The 24,060-nt window shown below is 66.7% G+C and carries 23 protein-coding genes; 10 read left to right on the top strand and 13 right to left on the bottom strand.

The annotated features are described in order from the left end of the window. The 3 genes from AC2JAJ_RS02755 to AC2JAJ_RS02745 form a co-directional block, all read right to left on the bottom strand. The gene (locus tag AC2JAJ_RS02755) at positions 1–741 is read right to left on the bottom strand and encodes a hypothetical protein (RefSeq protein ID WP_486414349.1); all 741 of its coding nucleotides are present in this window, start codon (positions 739–741) and stop codon (positions 1–3) included. A 110-nt stretch (positions 742–851) separates the two neighbouring features. After that, positions 852–2,168: an MFS transporter gene (locus AC2JAJ_RS02750; RefSeq protein WP_486414350.1), complete on the bottom strand. Its 1,317-nt coding sequence runs from the start codon at positions 2,166–2,168 to the stop codon at positions 852–854. A 21-nt stretch (positions 2,169–2,189) separates the two neighbouring features. Further along, complete coding sequence (locus AC2JAJ_RS02745; RefSeq protein WP_486414351.1) at positions 2,190–3,212, bottom strand: MBL fold metallo-hydrolase; 1,023 nt, start codon at positions 3,210–3,212, stop codon at positions 2,190–2,192. 94 nt (positions 3,213–3,306) lie between these two features. Here AC2JAJ_RS02745 and AC2JAJ_RS02740 point away from each other — a divergent pair, with 94 nt between their 5' ends. Continuing rightward, entirely contained in the window at positions 3,307–4,224 is a 918-nt protein-coding gene (locus tag AC2JAJ_RS02740) for a LysR substrate-binding domain-containing protein (RefSeq protein WP_501053344.1), read from the top strand. A gap of 82 nt (positions 4,225–4,306) precedes the next feature. Here AC2JAJ_RS02740 and AC2JAJ_RS02735 read toward each other — a convergent pair whose 3' ends face one another. Next, positions 4,307–5,197, bottom strand: a complete 891-nt coding sequence (locus tag AC2JAJ_RS02735) for a potassium channel family protein (RefSeq protein WP_486414353.1) — start codon at positions 5,195–5,197, stop codon at positions 4,307–4,309. 75 nt (positions 5,198–5,272) lie between these two features. Next, entirely contained in the window at positions 5,273–6,949 is a 1,677-nt protein-coding gene (locus tag AC2JAJ_RS02730) for an FAD-binding dehydrogenase (RefSeq protein ID WP_486414354.1), read from the bottom strand. A 108-nt stretch (positions 6,950–7,057) separates the two neighbouring features. Between AC2JAJ_RS02730 and AC2JAJ_RS02725 the strand changes: the two genes are divergently transcribed. The 3 genes from AC2JAJ_RS02725 to AC2JAJ_RS02715 all read left to right on the top strand — a co-directional run bounded on the left by AC2JAJ_RS02725 (position 7,058) and on the right by AC2JAJ_RS02715 (position 9,959). Next, positions 7,058–8,272 (top strand): glycosyltransferase, encoded by a 1,215-nt coding sequence (locus AC2JAJ_RS02725; RefSeq protein ID WP_486414355.1) that lies wholly within the window; start codon positions 7,058–7,060, stop codon positions 8,270–8,272. Positions 8,273–8,428: 156 nt separating this feature from the next. Continuing rightward, positions 8,429–9,814 carry an OFA family MFS transporter gene (locus tag AC2JAJ_RS02720; protein ID WP_486414356.1) on the top strand — a complete coding sequence of 462 codons (1,386 nt, stop codon included), beginning with the start codon at positions 8,429–8,431 and terminating at the stop codon, positions 9,812–9,814. Between the two features lies 1 nt (position 9,815). Beyond that, positions 9,816–9,959 (top strand): MFS transporter small subunit, encoded by a 144-nt coding sequence (locus AC2JAJ_RS02715; RefSeq protein ID WP_486414357.1) that lies wholly within the window; start codon positions 9,816–9,818, stop codon positions 9,957–9,959. Between the two features lie 110 nt (positions 9,960–10,069). Here AC2JAJ_RS02715 and AC2JAJ_RS02710 read toward each other — a convergent pair whose 3' ends face one another. After that, the gene (locus tag AC2JAJ_RS02710; RefSeq protein ID WP_486414358.1) at positions 10,070–10,501 is read right to left on the bottom strand and encodes a DUF2177 family protein; all 432 of its coding nucleotides are present in this window, start codon (positions 10,499–10,501) and stop codon (positions 10,070–10,072) included. Between the two features lie 208 nt (positions 10,502–10,709). Here AC2JAJ_RS02710 and AC2JAJ_RS02705 point away from each other — a divergent pair, with 208 nt between their 5' ends. The 3 genes from AC2JAJ_RS02705 to AC2JAJ_RS02695 all read left to right on the top strand — a co-directional run bounded on the left by AC2JAJ_RS02705 (position 10,710) and on the right by AC2JAJ_RS02695 (position 14,818). After that, the gene (locus AC2JAJ_RS02705; protein ID WP_486414359.1) at positions 10,710–11,579 is read left to right on the top strand and encodes a DUF1295 domain-containing protein; all 870 of its coding nucleotides are present in this window, start codon (positions 10,710–10,712) and stop codon (positions 11,577–11,579) included. Positions 11,580–11,726: 147 nt separating this feature from the next. Beyond that, complete coding sequence (locus AC2JAJ_RS02700; protein WP_486414360.1) at positions 11,727–12,932, top strand: hypothetical protein; 1,206 nt, start codon at positions 11,727–11,729, stop codon at positions 12,930–12,932. Continuing rightward, a complete protein-coding gene (locus AC2JAJ_RS02695; protein WP_486414361.1) occupies positions 12,929–14,818 on the top strand; it encodes a metallophosphoesterase in 1,890 nt (629 codons plus the stop codon). The genes AC2JAJ_RS02700 and AC2JAJ_RS02695 overlap by 4 nt, the downstream gene beginning before the upstream one ends. A gap of 167 nt (positions 14,819–14,985) precedes the next feature. Here the strand turns inward: AC2JAJ_RS02695 and AC2JAJ_RS02690 are convergent, their stop codons facing one another. Then, positions 14,986–15,654 (bottom strand): hypothetical protein, encoded by a 669-nt coding sequence (locus AC2JAJ_RS02690; RefSeq protein WP_486414362.1) that lies wholly within the window; start codon positions 15,652–15,654, stop codon positions 14,986–14,988. A gap of 185 nt (positions 15,655–15,839) precedes the next feature. Here AC2JAJ_RS02690 and AC2JAJ_RS02685 point away from each other — a divergent pair, with 185 nt between their 5' ends. Beyond that, positions 15,840–16,673, top strand: a complete 834-nt coding sequence (locus tag AC2JAJ_RS02685; RefSeq protein WP_486414363.1) for a GmrSD restriction endonuclease domain-containing protein — start codon at positions 15,840–15,842, stop codon at positions 16,671–16,673. Between the two features lie 22 nt (positions 16,674–16,695). Here AC2JAJ_RS02685 and AC2JAJ_RS02680 read toward each other — a convergent pair whose 3' ends face one another. The 4 genes from AC2JAJ_RS02680 to AC2JAJ_RS02665 all read right to left on the bottom strand — a co-directional run bounded on the left by AC2JAJ_RS02680 (position 16,696) and on the right by AC2JAJ_RS02665 (position 20,627). Then, the gene (locus AC2JAJ_RS02680; RefSeq protein ID WP_486414364.1) at positions 16,696–17,466 is read right to left on the bottom strand and encodes a YoaK family protein; all 771 of its coding nucleotides are present in this window, start codon (positions 17,464–17,466) and stop codon (positions 16,696–16,698) included. Between the two features lie 99 nt (positions 17,467–17,565). Continuing rightward, positions 17,566–18,030 carry a hypothetical protein gene (locus AC2JAJ_RS02675; protein WP_501053343.1) on the bottom strand — a complete coding sequence of 155 codons (465 nt, stop codon included), beginning with the start codon at positions 18,028–18,030 and terminating at the stop codon, positions 17,566–17,568. A gap of 238 nt (positions 18,031–18,268) precedes the next feature. Further along, positions 18,269–19,564 (bottom strand): Nramp family divalent metal transporter, encoded by a 1,296-nt coding sequence (locus tag AC2JAJ_RS02670; protein WP_486414365.1) that lies wholly within the window; start codon positions 19,562–19,564, stop codon positions 18,269–18,271. Positions 19,565–19,691: 127 nt separating this feature from the next. After that, a complete protein-coding gene (locus AC2JAJ_RS02665; RefSeq protein ID WP_486414366.1) occupies positions 19,692–20,627 on the bottom strand; it encodes a dihydrodipicolinate synthase family protein in 936 nt (311 codons plus the stop codon). 167 nt (positions 20,628–20,794) lie between these two features. On the opposite strand from AC2JAJ_RS02665, the gene AC2JAJ_RS02660 reads away from it, so the two are divergent. After that, entirely contained in the window at positions 20,795–21,814 is a 1,020-nt protein-coding gene (locus AC2JAJ_RS02660) for a LacI family DNA-binding transcriptional regulator (protein ID WP_486414367.1), read from the top strand. 27 nt (positions 21,815–21,841) lie between these two features. Here AC2JAJ_RS02660 and AC2JAJ_RS02655 read toward each other — a convergent pair whose 3' ends face one another. Continuing rightward, positions 21,842–22,441, bottom strand: a complete 600-nt coding sequence (locus AC2JAJ_RS02655) for a TMEM175 family protein (protein WP_486414368.1) — start codon at positions 22,439–22,441, stop codon at positions 21,842–21,844. Positions 22,442–22,520: 79 nt separating this feature from the next. On the opposite strand from AC2JAJ_RS02655, the gene AC2JAJ_RS02650 reads away from it, so the two are divergent. Beyond that, positions 22,521–23,417: a diacylglycerol/lipid kinase family protein gene (locus tag AC2JAJ_RS02650; protein ID WP_486414369.1), complete on the top strand. Its 897-nt coding sequence runs from the start codon at positions 22,521–22,523 to the stop codon at positions 23,415–23,417. A gap of 72 nt (positions 23,418–23,489) precedes the next feature. Here the strand turns inward: AC2JAJ_RS02650 and AC2JAJ_RS02645 are convergent, their stop codons facing one another. Continuing rightward, a complete protein-coding gene (locus AC2JAJ_RS02645) occupies positions 23,490–23,714 on the bottom strand; it encodes a hypothetical protein (protein ID WP_486414370.1) in 225 nt (74 codons plus the stop codon). Positions 23,715–24,060 lie beyond the last annotated feature (346 nt).

Raw genomic sequence — 24,060 nt, 5'->3', positions numbered from 1 at the left:
CTACGGGCTGCTGCGGGCGGTGGCCGGAAGGTGCTGCGCGGGATCGAACGTGTCGAAGGCCGAAGCGCCGATCACGAAGATGCCCCGCTGGGGAATCCAGAAATCGCCCAGCCGGGTCTGGGCGGGCAACGGCTGCGGGCTGCCGAGGTCCTCGCCGCCAAGGGTTGCCGAACTGCGGGAGATGAACCACATGCGCCGCGGTTTGGCCCGGAATCCCTGCTTGTTGGGAACGCGGCCCGCCAGTCCGAGCCGGCCCGCGCCGAGCATGGGCCCGGCAGCGGCACTCATGGCCTTGAGGAACGCTGTGTTCGAGAGGAGCGCGTGGGGCAGCGCGCTCATGATGGCGCTCATGGAAGTGGTGATGGGAGTGGCCGCCAGCTCCACCGTCCAGGTCAGGTCCACGTCGTCGCGGCCGATCGTGGCGGTGAAGGCGTTATCCGCCGTCCAGCTGACATCGACGCCGCACTGGACGGCGTCATCCAGGGCCGCACCGAAATAGCGGGCGCAGGAGACCTCGGGCGGGGCGTCGGCATAGATGGTCCACCTGCCGGTTGGCCGGCGAAGCCAAACGGAGCTGTAACCCGGCCCCACGCTGGTCACGGGGAAGCGCCGCATGGCCAGGACGTGTCCGGAGCTGAAGGGAAGGCCCATGACGCCGTACCCGGAAAACCGCTCGTCGCCGCCCGGGGTGAGCCTGGCGTTCTGTTCCGCTTCGAGGGCCTGCGCCCGGATGCTCTTCATGGCTTCCCGCCTCCGGGTCGATGGTGGGCTGAGTCTACGCCTGGGCACTCACAGCGACAACGGACTCCGCTTTCCGGCAGGCAACGCCGGGCTGCTGGTCCAGCCGGCAGTCACTGAACGTCCCGGCGTGTGCCCTCGGGGGTGAAGCGTACCGCCGCCGCGGCCGCACCCAGGACAACAATCCAGAAGACTCCGATAAGCCAGATGCTTCCTCCGCCGGCCAGGCTCAGGCCGGTGACGATCAGGGGTGTGAACCCGGCTCCCAGCATGGAGGCGCCCTGGTAGGCGAGTGAGGCCCCGGTGTAGCGGTTGCGCGTGGGGAACTGCTCGGCGACGTAGGCGGCGATGGGCCCATAGAGAAAGCCCTGGACGAGTCCGTTTCCGAGCACTATCGCCAGGCCAAAGCCCCAAAGGGTCCCGTTGGTGATCAGCATGAGGATGGGGTAGGTGAGGACCATGCCGAGGACGGAGGCCCCGATGAGAACACGGTTCCGGCCGATCCGGTCGCTGAGGCGCGCCGAATAGAAACAAAGGACAAGGGTCAGGACTGCAGCGCCGGCCTTGATGTTCAGCACACCGTTTTTATCGGCCCCGTTCTCCACCGCGACAGATACGCCCCATACGGTGGTCATTGCCTGGCATACATAGAAGGCAGTGGTGGCGGCCAGGCCCAGGAGCACTGCACGTGAGTTGTTGCGCAGGACGTCGAGCAGCGGCACCCGCCGTTGTTCACCGGCCGCCTGGAGCTGCTGGAACGCGGGAGTTTCGGAGACCTTGAGCCTGATCACGAGGCCGACGACGATCAGCACGGTGCTCAGCAGGAACGGGATCCGCCAGCCCCACACCAGGAAGTCCCCACCGGACAGGGCTGCGAACAGTGAGAGTGCCAGGGTGCCGAGGATGGCACCGGCCGGGCCGCCGGCGTTGGCGAACGCGGCGGCGAATCCGCGGCGTTCCGCGGGAGCGTGCTCGATTGCCATGAGCGCGGCGCCTCCCCATTCGCCGCCCACCGCGATGCCCTGGATGAGGCGCAGCAGCACCAGGGCGACCGGCCCCACCATGCCGGCCTGCGCCGCTGTGGGCAGGAGGCCGATCGCAACCGTGGCGAAGCCCATGATCAGCATCGACACCACGAGCATCCTCTTACGCCCGAGCAGGTCGCCGAAGTGACCGAACACGATGCCGCCGAGTGGCCGTGCGAGGTAACCGGCCGCGAGCGTCGCGAAAGAGGCAAAGAGCGAAAATCCCGGGCCCAGGCCGGCAAAGAACACCTTGTCGAACACCAGCGACGCCGCCGTTGCATAGAGCATGAAGTCGTAGTACTCAATGGCGCTGCCGATAAAGGACGAACCGAGGATGCGGCGCATGTCCCGGGTATTGAGCGAGACGGTCTGGTCGCCGGTGATGAGCGGGGTTGTGGAAGCCATGTCGTTTTCCTGACGTAATTCTCAGCGCTGGGAGCCGAAAGGGATGGTGTCGAGGTCGTTGGGCAGGACGAAGCGGCCGGAAAAGTGTTCCGCTGCTTCCAGCCACACCCGGTCGGGTGCGTGGCCGGGGACGAGGTGGTGCAATGCGAGCTGCCGGGCGCCCGCCGCTTGGGCCGCTTTGGCGGCGTCGCGCGCGCTTGTATGCGACTTGTAGTGATGGTCGCGGGCGGCATGTGACGCGCCGTCTGTTTTGTCGCCGTACAGCTGTTCGACCCAGTCGAAGTCGATCGCTTCGTGCAGCAGAAGGTCGGTGTCCTGTGCCAGGGTGACCAGATTCTGCGTGAAGCACGTGTCTCCGGAGATGGTCACTGAGCCTTCCGCGGTGTCGAACCGGAAGGCGAACGCCGGGGCCACCGGTGGATGCTCCACGAGGATCGCCGTGACGGTGACGAGGTCGTCGCGGTAGACCTCGAAGGGGTCCATCTGCGGAGTTGGGTTGCTGTTGGGGTGGTATCCGGTGCCTTCGGGAAGCTGGATGTCTTCCGCCCGGAAGACATCCAGGGGGCTGGGCTTGAGGCTGTCGAGGATCCGGTCGTTGAGGTCCGTTGCGTGGGCGGCCATCAGGGTTTCGAACATGTGCCGGGTTCCCGGCGTGGGATTCCCGGGGGCGAGGGGTGCGGGGGCGACGGCGGCGCGCGGCGACACCGGGGGCAGCGCGCCCCGGTCGCCCGGTCCGATGATGCGGACGGGATCGTCCGTTCGGTGCTGGAGGGCGTAAAGGCCGAAGATGCCCAGGCCGGCGAGGTCATACACGTGGTCGGAGTGAAGGTGGGTGATGAACAGCGCCCGCAGGTCCTTCAGGTCCAGGCCCGCCTGGGCAAGCCGCTTGCCCGCCCCCTGGCCGCAGTCAACAAGGTAGAACGCGTCGCCGACGACAACAGCGGTGGCGATCCCGGTCCGTTCGCCCGAGTCGGCGGCGGCCCACCAGCGGGGACCGCCGGCCGTACCGAGTGTAATGACGAAGGGGGAGCGGTGGCGCGCCATGGGAATCTCCTTTGGTTCGGGGCTGCCTTAAGTGTGGTGCGGCACACAACATTTGTATAATCAATCAATTTGAGCAGTCTGATCAGGAAAACTTATGCCAGCCGAATTCACCCTCCGCCAACTCCAGTACTTCGTTGCCGTCCTCGATGCCGGTTCCGTGACTGATGCAGCCAGGAACAGCAACATCTCCCAGGCCGCAGCGTCGATGGCCATCGCCCAGCTCGAGCGGGCGCTCGGCGTCGAACTCTTCCTGCGGACCCGGTCCAAGCGCGTGGTGCCCACTGCTGCAGGCGAAGCGCTGGGGGCACGGGCACGCCGTGTCCTGGGGGAGGCAGCCGAGATTCCGGATGCCGTGCGTTCCGGCTGGGAGGAACTGCGCGGACGCGTGTCGATCGGGTGCATGGTGGCCATCAGCCCCCGCCTGATGCCACGGCTCCTGGCCGAAGTGGGAAGGCGCTGGCCCGAGATTGAACTGGACTTCACTGAAGGCGCGGCCGAGGAACTGCAGCAGGCTGCCGCCGATGGTTCCCTTGACGCGGCCTTTGTCTACTCGCTCCAGGCTGTTCCCGGCGTGGACCTCCTCCCCATCGCAGAGTCCCGGATGCACTTCCTCCTGCCTGCCAACCACCCTCTCGCGGGCCGCAAGTCACTGCACTTCGCCGACCTCGCGGACCAGGACGCGGTCCTGTTCAACGTTCCGCCCAGCGCCGAGCGCGTCCTGGCCATGTTCCAGTCGGCCGGCGTCGAGCCGCGCGTCCGCTGGAAAAGCGTGGTGTCCGAAACGATCCGCGGCATCGTCGCAAGCGGCCAGGCCTACAGCGTCCACAACGTCTGGCCCGGGATGGAACACCTTTATCCAGGATCCGGCGTCGTCCTGGTTCCCGTGGCGGACGACGTGCCGCGCAACGGCGTGGTCGCTGCCGTCCCGCCCGGGGGGCGCCGGCCCCGGCGTGTTGACGCCGTCATTGACGTGGCGAGGGAAATTGCCAGCACCGTGGCTACTGCGTCATGACCGTGACCAGTCGCTTCACCGGCCCCGGCAGGATGCGGGAAGAGACCACGCGACGCCGGGCCTGCTCCTCTATCAGCGGCGGCTACCGCCCGGGCTCCGGCGGCCGCCGGTGCCTGTGGTGGAGTTCGTAGTGGTCGAAGACATCGGAGGATGATTCCCCCACATGGCCGAACTTTCCGCGGAGGACGTTGGCCAGGTCATCAAGTGCCGCGAAGAGCATCCGGCCGGCAAAGCGAAGTTCGGGGTTGTCACTGTCCTGGGCCTCGGACGCCAGCCGGTGGGCGTAGGCGACCGTGGCCGGCAGGGACCCCCGCTGCTCCCTCTCCTGGAAGTAGTAGGTTTCGTGGAACGAGAGCAGATCGATGCTGACCGACGCCACGTTCTCGGCCATCGATTCCAGCAGCCCCGCCGCATGCCTGGGTTCCAGGGAGGCAATGCCGGACGCTCCTGCCGCTTCCCGGAAAAGGTTCAGCCGGTGCGCAAGGACCCGGCGGCGGCTCAGCGCCGGGTAGGTCTGCAGGATCCAGGAGACGGTGGCGGTCAACAGGCCGAAGCCGGCAACGGCCTGGAATGCCATCACCAGGCGAAGCAGTGGATGGGTGGCGACAATCTCGCCGAAGCCCGCGGTGGAGAGTGCCACCAACGAGACGTACAGGGCTTCCAGGAAGTCGGCCTGCGGCCTGACGTCCGGTGAGTAGGAAAAACCGTCTGGCAGGTGGGGAAGGTAGAGCAGTGCCCAGCCCACCGCGGCCAGGGCAGCCCAGGCGGCGATCACGGCAGCCATGGCAATTGGCGCCTCGCCCGAGGAAGCGCCGCCACGAAGCTTCCGGGACAGCAGCCAGACCCCGCGCATGATCGTGCGCCCCACCGGCCCCGAGCCGTGGGGATACAGCAGGGTGAGGAAGACGTCGGCGACCATCAGAAGAATCAGCGCGGCGCCCACTGCGGTCAAGAGCGCGTCCTCGAAGTCCATGACTCATCTTAAGTGCGCAGCAGCCAGGGACGTGGAGCGTACGACGGCGACGCGGGGCCTGGGTACGAAGCCTGGTCAGAGTGCACGGGCGAGTGAGCGGCCCACCGTGAGGCCGGTGAAGATGCAGCCGCCCAGGAACGTTCCTTCCAGGGCGTTGTAGCCGTGGGCGCCGCCGCCGCCGAAACCGGCTGCCTCCCCTGCGGCATAGAGCCCGGGGATGGGGGAGCCATCCTGCCCAAGGGCTTGGCCGTCAAGGTTGGTCTGGATCCCGCCCAGCGTTTTCCGCGTCACCACGTGCAGCCGGACCGCGATGAGCGGACCGGCGGCCGGGTCCAGGATCCGGTGCGGCTTCACCGTGCGGAACAGCCGGTCGCCCAGATAGCGCCGGCTGTTGCGGATCCCCGCCACTTGGATGTCCTTGGAGTAGGGGTTCCGGATCTCGGCGTCGCGCTCCTCTATCTGCCGCTTGAGCTGGGCGTAGTCCAGCAGCGGATGCTCCGTCAGCCTGTTCATCCCGCGGACCAGGTCCGCAAGGTTGTCCGCCACCACGAAGTCCGCGCCGTGCTCCTTGAACGCCTCGATGGGAGCACCCGCACCACGGCCCAGCCGGGTACGGAGCAGCAGCTTGAGGTCCCGGCCGGTGATGTCCGGGTTCTGCTCGGAGCCGGAGAGTGCAAACTCCTTCTCGATGATCCGCTGGTTGAGGATGAACCAGGAGTGGTCGTACTGCTGGATGTCCGGGGTGGTCCGCAGCAGCCGCAGGGTGCCCAGGGTGTCGTAGCCGGGCAGTCCGGGGGAGGGGAGCCTCCGGCCCAGGGCATCGAACCAGAGCGAGGACGGTCCCGGCAGGATCCGGATGGCGTGGTCCGGCCAGATGGGGTTCCAGTTCTGGATTCCCTCGGTGTAGTGCCACATCCGGTCGCGGTTCACCAGCCGGGCGCCGGCGTCATCGGCGATGTCCAGCATCCGCCCATCCACGTGCGCCGGCACCCCGGTGACCATCTTCCGCGGCGGTGTCCCCAGCCGCTCCGGCCACCAGCGCCGCACCTGCCCGTGGTTGCCGCCGATCCCGCCTGAGGCAATCACCACCGCCTGGGCCCGCAGCTCGAACTCCCCGACGATGTCCCGGTTGGAGGACACTCCCCGCGGAGACGCGTCGGGTGCCAGCACCGAGCCGCGCACCCCGGTGACCGTGCCGCCGTCGTACGTTAAACCGTCCACCCGGTGCCGGAAGAAAAACTGGACGCGTCCTGCCGACTCAGCCTCCCGGGCACGCGTGGCGAAGGGCTCCGAAATCCCGGTGCCGGTGCCCCACGGGACGTGGAAGCGGGGAACCGAGTTGCCGTGGCCGCCGGCCCTGCCGTCCCCGCGTTCGGCCCAGCCCACCAGGGGCGTGAACCGGATGCCGTGCTCCCGCAGCCATGCGCGCTTCCCGCCGGCGGCGAACTCCACGTACGCGCGGCCCCACTGCCGCGCCCACTCGTCCTCGGGATGCGCGCCGGTGAGCCGGTCCCACTGCGCCGAGCCCTGCCAGTCCTGCCACGCCAGCTCGAAGGAATCCTTCACGCCCAGGCGCCGCTGCATCGGGGTGTCCACCAGGAAGAGCCCGCCCAGCGACCAGAACGCCTGCCCGCCCAGGTTGGCCTCGTTTTCCTGGTCCACGATGGCCACGCGCCTGCCGGCCCGGACCAGCTCGTTGCTGGCCACCAGCCCGGCCAGCCCGCCGCCGATGATGATGACGTCCGCGTCCATGCGGCACCTGCTTCCAGCTTGCTACTGACGGGTACCGGTCCAACGTACAGCAGTGGGTGGGGCCCTTGTATGCTGTGGTTTCTACAGCCCGGAGGGGAGCGCTGCGCAATGAAGATCATGCTGCTGACTGCCGGATCGCGTGGAGACGTGGAGCCCTTCTTCGCGTTGGCCAGGGCCGCAGGTTCACGCGGGCACCAGGTCAGGACCGCCATCCCCGAGAATCCCGGAGCGGACCCGGCAGGCCTTGACACCGTCAGCCTGCACATCGACTTTGCCCAGCTCGTCGCAGACCGCGGTGTCTCACCCCGGGCCGCGGCCAGGGCATTCCGCACAGTGATCCGCCCAGGCATGGCCCGGCTCCTGTCAGCTGCCGTGGAGCACGTCATCGCCTTTGCTCCGGACGTTGTGGTCTACCACCCAAAGGTCCTCAGCGCTCCAGCCGCCGCACGCAGCCTCGGCATACCCTCGGTGCTGGTGGAGACAGTTCCTTCGCTGACCCCCACCGGTGAGTTCCCCGCCCGCTTCATCACCACGCGCAACCTGGGCCCTTTGAACCGCGCCAGCTACCGGACATCACAGCTGGCTGCCCTGATGTTCCGGCGTGAGCTGCGAAGCGCCGTCCACGCCCTGCCACCTGGAGCAGGGCCTCACACCGTGCCCCTGTGGAAAGCGGGACCAGATGCCACCGCGATCCCGGTCAGCCCGCAGCTTCTGCCCCGCCCCGCCGACTGGCCCGCCAGTGTCCACCTCACCGGCCACTGGGCCGGGGAGCCACCCGCCGCCAAGCCGGATCCGGAACTGGAGGAATTCATCAACGCCGGGCCCTTTGTCTATGCGGGATTCGGCTCCATGAAGGCAGGCGACGCAGCGGCACGGGGTGAAGCCATCATTGCCGCGGCCCGCAACAACAATTTACGGACACTGGTTGCCGAAGGCTGGGGCGGCATCAGCGTTGCCCCCGGCCTCAGGGGCTCCGATGTCTTGGTCAGGGAATCGCTGGCACACCACCTGGTCTTTCCGCATGCCGTGGCAGCCATCCATCACGGCGGCGCCGGCACTGCCCATGCCGCAGCCCGGGCAGGCATCCCGTCCGTGGTGGTGCCCTTCATCGCCGACCAGCCGTTTTGGGGCCACCTGCTCAACCGGGCCGGGCTGGCACCGAAGGCCATTCCGTACCGTAAACTCACCGCGGCCCGGCTCAGCCGCGCACTGGCCCAGACCCCCGGCCTGCGCGGGCAGGCCGGGGAAACCGGGATGCGGATGCGGGAGGAAGACGGCACCGCCGCCGCGGTTGCCCTGCTGGAAACCCTGGGCCGGTCCTAGGCGGGAACCGCCCGCTCACCGTAAAAACCCAGCCGCTCGGCGCGCCATTAGTACGTTTGCTGATGATCTGCCGGATGATTGCCGAAGGCAAACGGGCCCGGGTATGAGCCTTTAGCCTCTGGACACCGTCGTCTTCCAACAGCAAGGGAATCAATCATGGGCTTCCTGGACCGTGACCACTCCATCGCCCCGCCGGGCTTCAACCGCTGGCTCGTCCCGCCGGCCGCGCTCGCCGTCCATCTCTGCATTGGCCAGGCCTACGCCACCAGTGTCTACAAGACAGCGCTGGTCAAGCACTTCGGCGCCAGCCTGACCGAGATCGGCGTGATCTTCTCCATCGCCATCGTGATGCTGGGCCTGTCCGCCGCGGTCATGGGCACCTGGGTGGACACCAACGGGCCCCGCAAAGCGATGTTCACCGCCGCCATGTTCTGGGCTGGCGGCTTCCTCATCGGCTCGCTGGGCATCTTCACGCGTCAACTCTGGCTGGTCTACCTGGGCTACGGCGTGGTGGGCGGCGTCGGCCTGGGAATCGGTTACATCTCGCCCGTGTCCACGCTGATCAAGTGGTTCCCGGACCGGCCCGGCCTGGCCACCGGCATGGCGATCATGGGCTTCGGCGGCGGCGCGCTGATCGCCAGCCCGGTATCGCAGGCCCTGCTCAAGGCCTACGACCCCAACTCCGGCGCCCAGGGCTGGGTGGCCAGCGGCGACGCCGTCGGGAAGCTCTTCCTCACCCTCGCCGTCGTCTACCTCGTGTACATGCTCTTCGGCGCGTTCACCATCAAGGTGCCTGCGGACGGCTGGCGGCCCGCGGGGTTCGACCCCGCGACGGTCAAGGCCGCCAAGCTGGTGACCAGGGAGAACGTTTCCGCTAAGAACGCCATCAAGACGCGCCAGTTCTGGCTCGTCTGGGTGGCGCTGTTCTGCAACGTCACCGCCGGCATCGGCATCCTGGAGCAGGCCGCACCCATGATCCAGGACTTCTTCCGGCAGGCCGACGGCAAGTCCTTGGTCAGTGCCGGTGTCGCGGCGGGCTTCGTGGGACTGCTGTCCATCGGCAACATGTCCGGCCGGTTCGCCTGGTCCGCCACCTCCGACGTCACCGGCCGCAAGCGCATCTACATGGTGTACCTGGGCGTCGGCGCAGTGCTCTACACTATCCTGGCCCTGGCCGGCTCCAGCACCACCATCCTGTACGTGGCGCTCGCGTTTGTGATCATCTCCTTCTACGGCGGCGGGTTCGCCACGGTCCCGGCGTACCTGCGGGACCTCTTCGGTACCTTCCAGGTGGGCGCAATCCATGGCAGGCTGCTCACCGCCTGGTCCGCCGCCGGCGTGGCCGGGCCGCTGATCGTCAACGCGTTCCTGGACGCCCAGGGCAAGCCCGGCCAGCTGAACGCGGCGTCCTACCAGCCGGCGCTGTTGACCATGGTGGCCCTGCTCATCATCGGCTTTGTGGCCAACCTGCTGGTCAAACCCGTTGATGCCCGATTCCACGAACCCCGCCCCGAGCGGCACGAACCAGCCATGGAGGCCTGAGATGAGCACTGTTCCAAGCAACAATCACCAAACGCCCGTCAACACCTCTGCCGGGAAGCTCGCCGTCGGCTGGGCCCTGGTGGGCGTGCCCCTGGCCTACGGCGTCTACGAGACCCTGACCCGGGTGGCGGCGCTGTTCGGCTGACCTTTACCCCTGCCGTGCCCAACTGGCCCAGTTTTCAGGAGCGTTTGCCAGTACTCCCGTGGATTTTTGGCAGCCCACCCGTGAAAACTGGGCCAGTTTGGCTCACGGCGTCACGCAGCTGCGGGCCGAGCGAGGCGGCGCCGAAGCAGCGTTGCGGTCAGCCAGGTCACGGCGCTGCAGGCCGCGGCTCCCCAGAGGATGTCCGTTACCGCCACCACGGCGGGGAAGTCCCTGAGCACTGCGAAGGCCGTCAGCGCCCACGTGGCATAGGTGAAGAAACCGAAGAGGGCAGCGCCCGCCACGCGTTGCCGGAGCGTGGCCTCCGGGTGGTTGGGCCGGACGCCGTAGTGCACCATGCCGGCCACGAAGATGGCATAGAACAGGACGGCGCCGGGCAGGTTGGCCTTCGGCGCCAGCAGGTGGCCGATCTGGTTCTGGTACTGGGGGTTGGCCACCAGCAGGATCCAGGCCACATCCAGGACGGCGAAGATCAAGGCGGTGACAATGTAGGCGGTCAGCCAGTTCCTGGCGCGGCGGCTCATGGTGTACTCCTGGGGTCGGGGACTCCTGCAGCAGCAGTTCGGTGCCGGTGAGGCGGCCGGACTGGTCCACCCATACAACAGCCCCTCCGCTCCGAAGACTGGGTGGACAGCGCGCAAGGCGTTGTTGGATGTAACCGTCCCTTCAAAAAGGGGCGGGGGACCAGCCGTGCAGCAGCGCGCGGCAGGCCGTAGGGAAGGACCGGGCCGCATGAACGGAAACAGCCGCAAGGCGATTATCAGTATCCTCGTAGCCGTGGTGGTGGCCGTGCTCATCGCCCTCGCCGGCAGCGAGGGCGGGTCAAGGATCGGCGGGTTCCCGGTGTTCGCGCTTGGGGTGGCGGCCGCATTCGTGATCCAGTGGCTGGTGTTCATCCCGTCCTACAAGGCGCAGACGGAGAAGTTCTACGACCTCACCGGCGCCCTGACCTACATCTCCATCACCGTGTTCCTGGTACTGGCCTCCCCGGGGGTGGACGCCCGCGGCATGCTGCTGGCGGCCATGGTGGTGCTGTGGGCGGCGCGGCTGGGCAGCTTCCTGTTCCTGCGCATCCGCAAGCACGGCAAGGACGACCGCTTCGACGAACTCAAGCCGGACTTCTTCCGCTTCCTGAACACCTGGACCATCCAGGGCCTGTGGGTGGTGCTCACCGCGGCGCTCGCCTGGGTGGCCATCACCTCGGACAGGAAGGTGGGCCTGGACGGGTTCTTCTGGGCGGGCCTGCTGGTGTGGGCCGCGGGCATCACCATCGAGACCGTGGCGGACCTCGAGAAGACCCGTTTCAAGGCCGACCCCGCCAACAAGGGCCGGTTCATCAGCACCGGCCTGTGGTCAAAGTCCCGCCACCCCAACTACTTCGGCGAGATCACCCTCTGGGTGGGCGTGGCCATCATCGCCCTACCGGTACTGCAGGGCTGGCAATGGGCAGCCCTCATTTCCCCGGTGTTCGTGACCCTGCTTCTCACCAAGGGCAGCGGCGTGCCGCCTTTGGAGAAGAAGGCCGACAAGACGTGGGGCGGCCAGCCGGACTACGAGGCGTACAAGAAGACCACGCCGGTGCTGGTGCCGAAGCTCAAGTAGCGAACGTACGACGACGGCACCCGGCTTGGGTGCCTCGGCGCAGGTTAGGGGGATATCCCCCAAGTACGGGCGGCGCCGGGAATTAGGTACCCCGTACTCGTGACTTCCGGTTGACCCGGGTCCTAGCCTCGTAGGAACAGGGCCGCCATGGCCGTGGTCGATTGTGCTGCAGATGCTGCTGGAAGTCTGGAGCTCAAACTCCTGGGAGCAACAGTGCGGGACGACGGATCCACCAAATCGAACCAGAGTGGCAGCGGCCGGGGGATACGGCGGCCCCAGGCGCTCCTGACCGCCGCGCTGCTCGCGCTGGAGGGCGCCGTGGTGATGGTGCCCGTAGCGGCGACGGCCGCTCCGGCAGGCTTGCCCACTGCCACCAACTGCACGGCGCGGCTGCTCCCCGGACTGGGAGGCCGCGGCAGCAACGCAATCGCGGCCAGCAGCAGCGGCCTGGTGGTCGGCATCGCTGACACGTCCAACGGCGGGTCGGCGCCGGTCCTGTGGCAGAACGGCCAGCCGACGGCGCTGTCCATCCCGCTTGAGGTTCCGGTCCCCGCCTCGGTGAACAAGGACGGAGTCGTGGTCGGCACCGGGTATGACGCCAGCCAGGAGATGCTGGTGGGCTGGTGGTGGCAGAACGGCCAGTACCATCCGCTTGACGCGGGCCCCGGAAACGTTGCGATGCCATCGGCAATATCGGACAGCGGCGTCGTTGCCGGTGTTTTGGTCGCCAACGATGACCACGCGGACGGGCCGGGTGCCGATGAGGACGAGCACCCGGCGGTCTGGTCCAGCGTGACGGCGGCACCGCGCGAGCTTACACTGCCAGCCGGTGCGCGGGGCGGCCATCCGTTCGCGATTGGCCGGGACGGCACCATCGGAGGAGTGGCCATTGGCGACGGCGGCATGGCTGTCCTGTGGGCGCCCGACGGTACACCGAAAGTCCTCCCAGACCTGGCTGGACGTGGCGGCATAGTGCTTGCCATCGATCCAACCGGGCAGGCGCTGGGCCAAAGCGCCGTGAGCGAGGGAACCCACGCAGTCGCTTGGGGAGCCGCCGGACCTGTTACCGATCTGGGTGCAGCAGCCGCGGGGCCCGCCTCAAGCGCGCAGGGCGGGGCTGCCGGAATTGCCGTAGGCGTTGGCAGCACACCGTCCGTCCGTGCATCGCGGCCACAGGCGGTGATGTGGATCGGCAAGAGCGCCCGGGTCCTGCCGCCGGGGTCTGACGGCCAGTTCACCGGCGTGTCCGGGGCGGCGACTTCGGTGACAGGGGCGGGCGCCGCGACGACCGTCGTCGGGTATTCCGCGGCAGCCAACGGGTTGCGCCGCGCCACCGAATGGAGCTGTCGATGAACGCGCGCCAGCCATCCCACCATGCACCGCACGGTGCACTGCCCCACCCGCTGCGCTGGCTGCTGGCATGCCTGCTGGCCCTGGGACTCGTCCTCGCCAACGTGTACTTCCTCGCCACGTCGCGGGAGACCAAGGCCACCGCTGCAGCAACGGTGAGCCTGGGGTTCGCCGGCGATACCGGCGGCAACACGGTGACCGGCAAGGTGATCGACGCGGCACGGAACGCCGGGACCTCGGCCTTCTTCAACCTCGGCGACATGTCCTACTCCCAGATCACCCCGGAATCGTCCTGGTGCTCCTTCGTCTCGCAGCACGCGGGAACGATGCCCTACGAGGTGGTGGCCGGGAACCACGAGGACAACGGACCCGACGGCGTGTGGTCCAACTTCGCCGCGTGCCTGCCGGACAAGCTCGGATCGTCGGGCGACTATGGCCAGCAGTTCTACACGGACTACCCGGCCGGCAGCCCGCTGGTCCGGGTGATCATGGTGTCGCCGAAGCTGACTTTCGACGGCAGCACCACCAACTGGTCCTATAGGGAGGGCACCCAGGGCTACCAGTTCGTGTCCTCGACGATCGACGCGGCACGGGCCGCCGGCATCCCGTTCGTCGTCGTCGGGATGCACATGTACTGCCTGTCGATGGTCAACTACCCGTGCGCTGCCAGCCCGGACCTGATGAACCTGCTGGTGGCCAAGAAGGTGGACCTGTACCTGCAGGCGCATGACCACGCGTATGCGCGCAGCTACCCGCTCGCCCTCAATGGCAGCTGCACGGCCATCCCGGTCAGCAGCTTCAACCCTGACTGTGTGGCGGACACGAACCCCACCGGCCAGTTCGCCGCCGGCACCGGGACCATCCTGGCCACGGTGGGTTCGGGCGGCAGGTCGATCAACAAAGAGAGCAATACGACGACGGCGCCGTACTTCCAGAGCTTCATGGGCAGCAACAACAACCCGACGTACGGCTTCCTGAACGTATCGGTGACGGACACGACGCTGACGGGCAGCTTTGTCCGCGCGTCGGGCGGGACCTACAGCGACAGTTTCACGCTGACCCGGCCGGCACCGCCACCAAGCCCGACGCCGACTCCAACTCCAACTCCAACTCCAACGGCGACGTCAACAGCGACGCCGACGCCGACTCAAACTCCAACGGCGACTTCAACAGCCACTCCGACGCCGACTCCTACCTCGACACCAACGGCGGCGACCCCCGTCTCTGTCAGGTCCACCACGACGGGGGCCGGCGAGCTGACTGCCTCCGGCTCGTACACGCCCACCCTGCCGGCGGGCTGGCAGCCGGGCGACACGGTCTTCCTGTTCTCCCAGGTGACGGTGGCGGGCTCGGCGAACGTCACCACTCCGGCGGGCTGGACGCGGGCCATCGCGGACTTCACGAGTGCCGGCTCCACGTCGGCGCACCAGGCGGTCTGGTACCGGGTGATGCAGGCCGGGGACACTGCACCGAGCGTGTCGGAGCCCGCCTCCCGGTATGCGTGGGCCACTGTTGCCGTTCAGGGCACGAACACGACGACGCCGCTGGACGTCACCCCGGCCACTGACACCAACAGCGGGGTGGCCTACCCGGACGTGCGGGCGCCGTCCGTCACGCCGCTGACCGCGGGGGCGTTGCTGTTGACCGCTCACGGTGTGCGGAACGGCACCAACTCGGCTACCACGTCCTTCACTGCGCCGGCGGGGACAAGTGAGCTGGGAGACGTGACGTCGAACATTGCGTCCAAGTCGAACGCGGCCATCGAGGTGAACAGCCTCGCCCTGACCGATACGTCGGCCACCGGGACGAAGACGGCCACCGCGGCCTCGAGTTCCGGGACGGCCATCAACCAGTGCGGCTCGGCCATCGTGGTGCGGCCGGCCTCGTGACCGGAGCGGGAAGCCTGGCTGCCGGTTAGGCAGGTTCTTCAGACCTGGACTCACGACGGCGGCACCCGGGCTGGGTGCCGCTGTCGCCGTGCCTGCTGCGAGCCTGCGCCCGCATCCAGGCGCGGATGGACTCGCAGCTTGAGCCGGGTCGAGCCTTGTTCGCCCGATTAGTTTTGCCGGGCCGCAAGAACTTCCTGAATACGGTTAAAGTATGTCCGAGAATGGATTTCCCACCAGTCATTTGAGTCGTAGGCGAAGGCAGTATTTCCAGGAAGCTCAATAACAGCTCCCATGGTGAGCGTGCAGCCGTTAGGTGTGGGCTCGAGTCGATAGGTATAGCGCCGGTTAGCTTCGTCCTGTGCAATCGGCCTCGTCGTTGCCCACCACGGGCTTTCCTCGCCAATGACTTCGATAATTGAGACGGAGCCGTCGCGGTTGATGAAACACTGTTGCTCCCCTACGCCCGGAGGCGTGCCGGGAACAGTGAAGGCCCGCCGTGCATCTGAGAGGAAGACCGCGCTTTCAGCAGGGCGAATGAGGGACCAAACTGTGTGGGCGTCGTGGTCGTATGAGGCAGAGGCATGCAGGCTGTGAACTCTTCCCGGTAGGTTTGCCGCACCTGCTGGTGGCTCCTGTACGAGCCCCATCCGTTTGTTCTTGCGGTTAATCGCTGCTCCAAGAACGAGTATGGCCACGTACATCGACATGGCAACTGCAAAAATTGCTATCTCAATGTCTTTTCGGCCGAAGTGGCTTACCACAAGGGCGAGTACGAGTATGGAGAGGTAGCCAGCAAAAAACAGGGCATTGTGAAGGATTTTGAAAATTGTGACCACCCACTCATTATCAGATAGCTGAATTAGCCTCCGTTGAATATCGCCACAGGATTCGCGCAGGAATTGGGAAGAGTTGGCCCAGTTCGGGGAAATCGCTCGTAGGCGGCCGATAAGCTCGTCCGTGGCGTCGGCAGCCGTGGAGCCCCGGCCCTCTCAACTTTCGTGCACACAAACTGGGGAACCGCATGTCCACGTCTTTGCCCACCATGCCCGCGTCCGGCACCCGCTGGGCTGCCGCCGTCGTCCTGTCCGCCCTGCTGGCGCTCTTCGGCGGAAACCTGCCAGCCGTTGCCGCGGACACCACCACGGCTTCGGACCTCCTCGAGACCCTTCCCGTGAAGGGCCGCGCGCCCAAGACGGGGTATGAGCGCTCGCTGTTCGGACCCACCTGGGCGGACGTGGACCGGAACGGCTGCGACACCCGCAACGACATCCTCAACCGGGACCTGACGGACATTACGTACGTCAACAGCGTCCCCTGCACGGTCAAGACCGGCGTGCTCGCTGACCCGTACACGGGCACCGTCATCGACTTCATCCGCGGCACCACCACCAGCAGCGCCGTGCAGATGGACCACGTGGTGGCCCTCAGCGACGCCTGGCAGAAGGGCGCCCAGCAGCTCACCACCGAGCAGCGCACGGCGTTCGCCAACGATCCCCTGAACCTCCAGGCCACGGACGGGCCCACCAACCAGCAAAAGGGCGACGGCGACGCCGCCACCTGGCTGCCGCCGGCCAAGGGTTTCCGGTGTGAGTATGTCGCCCGGCAGGTTTCCGTGAAGGCCCGGTACGGCCTGTGGGTGACGCAGGCCGAGCATGACGCGATCGCTGGCATCCTCGGCGGCTGCCCCGGGCAGCCGGCACCGACGTATGTCGCGGCGGCCTCCAGCAGCACTGTTGTCTACTACGCCAACTGCGCGGAGGTGGTGGCTGCCGGAGCAGCGCCGCTCTACGCAGGAACGGCCGGGTACCGCTCGGGGCTGGATGGCGACGGCGACGGGGTGGCCTGCGAGGGCTGACCGCCTTTTCTGCGGCAGGGGCCTACGGTTCGGCCTGGGGATCAGGTCTTACGACGGCGGCTCCCGGGCTGGGTGCGGCCCCGGCAGTGTCTGCGGCGTGTGGGGGAGAGTGCCTGTTGGTGGCACTCCAGCCCAGCAGGGCGACCCCAAGGGTGAGCAGCGCGGTCAGCAGCACCCCGAGCCCCAGGTGGAGCTGCACGAAACCTGCGCCCACGGCAGCGCCGGCCATGATGAGCCCGATGGCAGCAAGCCGCCGCCCCCAGAAGGGGTGGGTGGCGGCGCCGAGGCGTGAGTCAGCGGCCAGACCGGTGATGGTGGACGTAACCACCACGGTGGGGACGTCCCGCACGTTCAGATGACGTGCGGTGGCGGCCTGCGTACCCATGGTGACCGCCAGCGTGCCGGTGATGGCAACCGTCAGGATCTCGTTGTGCCGCGGGTTGACCCCGGTCAGGAGAACGATTGCCACAACCGCCATGACGGCGCTGACACCTACCAGCAGCGTGGTGGTGCGGCGGTTCCAGCCCGCGCTGCTGAGCCGCAGTGCACGTCCGGAGATCATGGCACCGGTCATGAACCCGGCCAGGGCCACGATGGGGCCGAGGATGGGAAGGTTGTCGCCGCCCAGAAGCGCCATGCCCAGGATCACCACGTTGCCTGTCATGTTTGCCGTGAACACCCGGTCCAGGCCCAGATAGCCCACCGCGTCCAGCACGCCGGTGGAGAACGTGAGCGCCAGCATGAGCACCAGGTGCATGCGGGGCGGGTGGGCGGGGAGGAAGCGGGCGGGCATGGGTGTACCTTTCGGCCGTCCTGGGGACGCAGTCGTTACTGGCGGGGGAGGCTCTCTTAGTATCCTCCGGTCTTCCAAGAGGCCGCGCAGCGGTGATGGTTACTGCGATGTGCCCGGCTGCGTCCGTGGCGGCCTGTCCTTCGGCAGAACGGCTGCCGCGATGAGCGCGCCGGCCGCCAGAAGCACAAGCGGTGTCTGGAAGATTGCGACCAGGATGGCGAACCCTGAATCGGCAATGGGCTGCGATGACGCGATGAATGCTGCCACGTCCATCGCCAGGGCCACCACGTAGCCGGCGGCGAAGACGACCATCGCGGCAGGTGGTCTGAAATTCTTGGTGGCCGCACGAACGGCGGAGTCGTAAACCAGGTACTTGAGTCCGATGAGGCTGGGCGTGAAGGTCAGGACGAAGAAGACGTCGACGTCCTGCGGGAATTTGATGAGCGGGACGTTTGAGCCGCCCTGATAAACGCCCTCCGAAAAGAACCACAGGCTGCCTACATGGATCCCGACCAGCAGGGCCGAAACCAGCCCATATCGCATCCACGTTCCACGCCGTGTCATCCCCCAAGCCATGGCCCAGTACGGCGTCGGCTGGGAAGGGGATTCAACCGGGCTCCTGCCGGCCGGAAGAACTCCGGCAACAAGGTGGACTTCGTTCCCGTGCACCCCGGCATGGGGGAGTAGCCGGCGAGTCCTGCTGCGGGTCCACCCGGAGAGGTTCCTGCTAATGGAGAAGTGGCGCCTCCAACCGATCCGGTTGGAGGCGCCACCTGTCCGTGCTGTTGCTGGCGTTTCAGCGTTAGCCGAGCAACGCTGTGATCAGCCGGATGGATGAAGCGACGATGGCAATGAGCCCGATGGCAGCGAACAGGTTGTGCCACCACTTGTTGCGGAGATCGCCCATCAGGGAAGACTTGTTGGCCATGATGACGATCAGGAATCCCAGCAGCGGTGCGATCAGGACCGTCAGTGACTGGGCTACAACGATCAGGCCGACAGGCGAGCCCTGGAACGTGAGGGTGACGATCAGGCCGAAGGCCAGGATCATCCCCGTGAAGATGCGGGCCATGGGTGATCCGGCCTTGGATCCGCGGCCCAGGGCATCCGAGACCATGGTGCCGCCGGCGGTCGCGTTGGCGATCATGGATGAGAAGGCTGCCCCGGAAAGCCCGAGCGCAAAAACGGTGGCGCCGATAGGTCCGGCAAGGGGCGTGAAGATGGAGGCGAGGGCATTGATCGTGCCTGCTTCGCCCCCGGTCTTGCCGAGGACCGCAGCGGCCACCATGATCACCAGGGCCGTCATGACGCCCGGGGCCACGATGCCAGGGATGGTGTCCGCAAAGGTGATGTCGCGGTAGTCAGCACGTGTGCGGCGGTGTTCCTTGATGCCATAGGAGGTGTAGAAGGCGGCGTTGATGGAGAAATTGGTGCCCACCAGGGCCACGACCAGGATTTCGCTGCCTGCCGGGAGCGTGGGGACCGCACCTTCGAGGGCGCGGTACCAGTCTGGCTGGGCCACGACGGTGCTGGCGATGAAGGCCAGCCCCATGAGGACCACAATCACCAGAAGTACTTTTTCCACGATTCCGTAGACGTTGCGGAAGGCCAGGACGAATCCGACGGCGATGGTGCAGGCGATCGTCCAGAGGACGGGGGAGCCGCCGAAGACCAGGGACAGGCCCAGGCCTGAGCCGACGGCATTGCCGACCGAGAACATCAGGGTGATCCCGAAGACGCCGACGCCGGCAAGCACCCCTACCCACTTGCCGAGGTGGTCCTTGATCGAGGTGATCAGGGAGGTCGGTGTTGCGATGCCCAGGCGGACGCTCATGTCGGTGAAGAAGATCATGAGGACCGTTGAGACGGCAATGACCCAAACGAGGGAGTAGTCGAAGCGGCTGCCCGCCTGCACCGCAGTGGTGAGGTTTCCGGGCCCGAACTGCCAGGCCCCCACGACGAAGGCCGGGCCCATGAGGGCAAGGTAGCCCAGGAAGGAACGGCGTTCGGTGGCGCCTGCGGCCTGGTTTCCTTGCTGGGTTGCCATCTGTTCTTCCCTGTGACCTGTGCGGGTGATGGTCTTATTGTGCTCGCGCATCGGCGAGTCCTCCTTCTACAGCGACGTTGCTGGGGGGCGTGGTGGCCCGGGGTGGAGAGTAAAAAGCTGGGGCACGGGCGGCGGGCCAAGGGGGCCCGCCGCCCGTGAGGACCCGTAACGGGTGGGGTCAGACGGTGGCGGTGACCTTGCCGATGTTTGCGGCTGCGAAGGCCTCGGCGATTTCGGTCTCGGCGCCCTCCGGCAGGGGCAGAAGCGGGGTGCGTACTGTGGCGTGGTCGAGGATGCCCCGGTTCACGAGGCCCCACTTCAGGGCGACGGTGCCCTCCATGTGGGAGCCGCGGTGGTAAACGTTCTTGGTCACCGGCAGCAGCCGCTCGTGAATTGCGTGGGCACGCTTGTAGTCCTGTGCCTTGCCGGCCTCGATCAGTTCGACGAGCAGTTCGGGGGCGATGTTGCCGTAGCCGACGAGCAGGCCGTCGACATCGAACATTGTCGGCAGCAGGTATTCGTCGTGGCAGGACAGGATCTGCAGCTCGGGGTGCGCGGCGCGCAGCGCGGGGATCTCGGTGTACCAGCGGCGCATGTTCCGGACACCGTTCTTCGTGGCAAAAACGCCCTCCTGGCCGGCGATCTCCAGCTGGGTGTCGAGGTCGTAGGTGGCCTTGGTGTTGTCGGGGTACTGGAAGAGGATCAGCGGCAGGCCGGACTCTTCGTAGATCTCCCGGTAGCGCGTCTGCGGAGCACCCTTCTGGTATCCAAAGCGGAGCCACCCGTGCGAGGGGTAAACGAGACCAGCTGACGCGCCTGCCTCGACGGCCTTCTTCGCCTCGAGGGCCGCGGTCTTGTTGCCCTCCTTCGTGATGCCCGCCACGACCGGTATGCGGCCGTCGGTCGACGCCACGAATGCGCGGATAACGTCCAGCTGCTCCTCTTCGGTAAGGAACGTGCCTTCGCCGGCGTGCCCCAGGACGACGAGGCTCTTCACGCCCTCGACCGATCCGAGCCACGAACCCAGACGCTGGATCGCAGCGAAGTCGACAGCGCCGTCTTCGGTGAACGGGGTGACGGGTGCGGGGCTGAGTCCGCGGAGATCGAGTGTCATTGCAGCTACCTTCTTGTCTTCTTTGATGGTCGGTAGTCCCGCTATGGTGAGAACGTTTGCGGGAACGTTTTCAAGTTTGCAACGTGTCCTGGCTCACTGTCAAGAGAACGTTTGCAAGTTGGAGGAATAGAGTGTCTGTTACACCCCTGCTGAAGAGGAGAACCTTCATGGAACCGGCTTCCCCGGGCACGATCGTCACACTGAAGGACGTGGCTGCGGCCAGCGGCGTCAGCATTTCCACTGCCAGCCGCGCCCTGGACGAACGCATCATGTCCCGCTCCGCTGCAGCCGCCCATGTCAGGAAGGTTGCGGAGGAGCTGGGCTACCGCAGGAACTCCTTCGCTTCAAGCCTCCGCCGCGGTGAGACCCGGACCCTTGGAGTCCTGGTTCCCCGGCTCAGCGACACGGTCATGGCGCTGATGTTCGAGGAACTCGAACGTGCCGCATCCTCGCGGGGATATTTCGCAATGGTCGCCACCAGCGGCGATGACCCCGACGACGAGAAGCGGGCGGCCGAAACCCTGCTGGACCGGAACATCGACGGCCTGATCCTCGCCACTGCCCGCCTGGACGACGAGCTGCCCCGTCTCCTGCGCGAGCGCAAGGTCCCGCATGCGCTGGTACTCCGTACCGACGGCATCAGCCCCTCGGCTCTTGGTGATGACGAAGTCGGCGGCTACCTCGCGGTGCGGCACCTTCTCGACCTGGGCCACCGAGACATCGCGGTGGTCACGGGCCCGGCCTTCACCTCCACCGGCATCGCCCGCCTCGCCGGGGCCCGGAAGGCCCTCGAGGAAGCAGGCATCACCCCTCGTGAGCAGTGGTTGGTGGCGGCAGGCTACGGCATTGAAAACGGGTTCGCCGCCGGAGAGGCGCTGCTGGCGGACGGGCGGGACCGGCCCACAGCCATTTTCGGCGCCAATGACAACATCGCGATGGGCATTATGGCGGCAGCGCACCGCCACAACCTGAAGATCGGCCAAGACCTCGCGCTCGTCGGTTACAACGACACGCCCCTCTCGGCCAGGCTGCCAACGCCCCTGACGTCAGTGCGGGTTCCTTTGGACCAGATCGCCAGGACAGCCATCGACCTCATCACTGATCCCGGCAAGGAGCCGCGGGTGAGGAAATCCATCCCCACTCTCATCCCGCGCGAATCAAGCGGCCCTCCACGGCAACGCCGCTGACCTGTCCTACCCCGTAGCGCCCCTGTTTCACGGCTGGCCGGCGCTGTCCTGGGCCTTGACGACAAAGTGTTCCACCCGCCGGTCCGGCACCAGCCAGATCAGCGCGACGACGGTGAAGGCCGCGACTCCCAGGAGTGGCTGGACCAGGGTGAGGGCGATCCCGGCGAGGTAAATGACGGGGGAGGCTTTGCCCTTCCAGTCCTTCCCGACAGCCCTGGCGAGGGCCCCGTCCTTGCCCTGCACCGCAATAAGCCGACGTTCCAGGATGAAGTAGGCAATCGCGGCACACAGCAGGTTGATCCCGTACAGCAGCACGGGGACCTGCTGGAAGCCGGATTCGTCCATCCACCGCGTGGTGAACGGGAACAGCGACAGCCAGAACAGCAGGTGCAGGTTGGCCCAGAGAATGGCGCCGTTCACCCTGCTCGCGAGGTGGATCATGTGGTGGTGGTTGTTCCAGTAGATCCCCACGTACACGAAGCTCAGCAGGTAGGTGAAGAGCATCGGCAGGACGGCGGCGACCCCTGCCCACGTGGGTTCCTCCGGGGTGTGCAGTTCGAGCACCATGATGGTGATGATGATTGCCAGGACGCCGTCGCTGAAGGCTTCAAGCCGGTTCTTGTTCACCCGAACATCATGCTGTGAAGGGCGGCTCCAAGGCTAGGCTGGAGTCAGCCGCACCAGGAACCGGGAGAATGGGCACGCCATGGCTGATGACGGAGCACCTGCCGCACTCTTTGACCGCGCCGTGGTGATCTTCAATCCGGGCAGGGCCCTGATGGGCCCGCGGATCGAGGCCTTGGAGCGGGATCTGGCAAACAACCTTCCTGGCCTGCCTGTCCACCTGCTGCCCACCGGGTATGCGGGGCATGCGCGCCTGCTTGCGCGGACCGAGGCCGGCCGGGGTGCTCCGCTTCTTGTCTCAGTCAGCGGTGACGGCGGGTACAACGAGGTGGTGAACGGCGTGATGGACGTTCCCGGCAGCAACGCTGTCTGCACCGTGCTTCCGGCCGGCAACGCCAACGACCACTTCCGGAGCCTGCCGCCCCGGCCCCTGGGTGATGCACTCCGGGCGGGAAGTGTGCGGCACATCGACCTGCTGCGGGTGACGTTCCGTTCCGGACACCGGGAACAGGTCCGGTACGCGCATTCCTACGTGGGTTTCGGGCTGACGCCCTTGATGGCCATCGGCATTGAGAAGGGCGGCAAAGGGAAAGTCCTCGAACTTGTTTCCGTTGCCCGCACGCTCTCGGGCCTGAAGCCGTTCGAACTCGTACGGGACGACGGAGCCACCGCGGTGTTCGATAGCCTGATCCTGGCCAACATCTCGCGCATGGCGAAGTATGGAAAGGTCAGCGAGTCGCACTACCCGGACGACGGCCGGTTCGAGGTGGTGACGCTGCCCCATGCCGGGCTGATGAAGACGGCGCTGATGACGCTCCGCGCCGTCACGCTGGGTCTCGGGCATCAACCGAGCGTCACGGGCTACGCCTTTTCCACGCGGAATGCTGTTCCGTGCCAGATTGATGGCGAGGTGGTCCATATCCAGGCAGGCACCCATGTCCGGGTGGAAAGTGCCAAGGGAGCCCTCGCCACTATTTGACCGGGATGTCCGGCCCGGGACGCACCGGTGCCGGCCGCAAGTTAACGGCCGGCACCACGCGGTTGCTGCGGTTTAGTCGAAGTGGATGTCGGCTGCCGCCCGGCGGAGGGATTCAAGACGCTCTTCCTCGACCAGCCCCAGGGCTTCCACTTCTTCGGCGCGGTCAGTGCGTTCCTGGGAGGCCTGGGCCGAGATGTCGTGCAGGATCACGCCAATGAGGTGGGCCAACCCGGCTTTGAGGTCTGCGAGATTGGTGTTGGCGATGAGGAGGCGGCGGTCGGAGACGTGGATGTCCACGTCGCTGTATCCGGCGTCGGCGAGGCGCTGCTTGGTGGCGGCGCCGTGCAGGAGATCGATTTCCCGGGGCTGGGCCGGCGGGAGAAGACAGCCGGGACGGTGTAGCGAGTGGGACCCTGCGCCGTGCCCAGATTGTGCGGCAATGCGGATGCGAGGACTCCGCTGAGCGTCAGTGCCGAATCGGCGTGGACGGCAGAGTCTTGGGCGGTGGTGGTCATGGTGTTCTACCAGCGTTCTAGAGATGCACTGCGGATCCCGGGTTGGGGTCCGGCGGTGAAAAGGGCAGGGGACCCGGGACCGGGCCGGCTGCGGGAGGGAACGGCCGAATGCCGTTGTGGCCGTGATT

The sequence above is a fragment of the Arthrobacter sp. MOO21 genome, assembly GCF_057369995.2.
The sequence above is the reverse complement of the archived record's forward strand: the minus strand, read 5'-3'. Positions and strand labels throughout refer to the sequence as shown.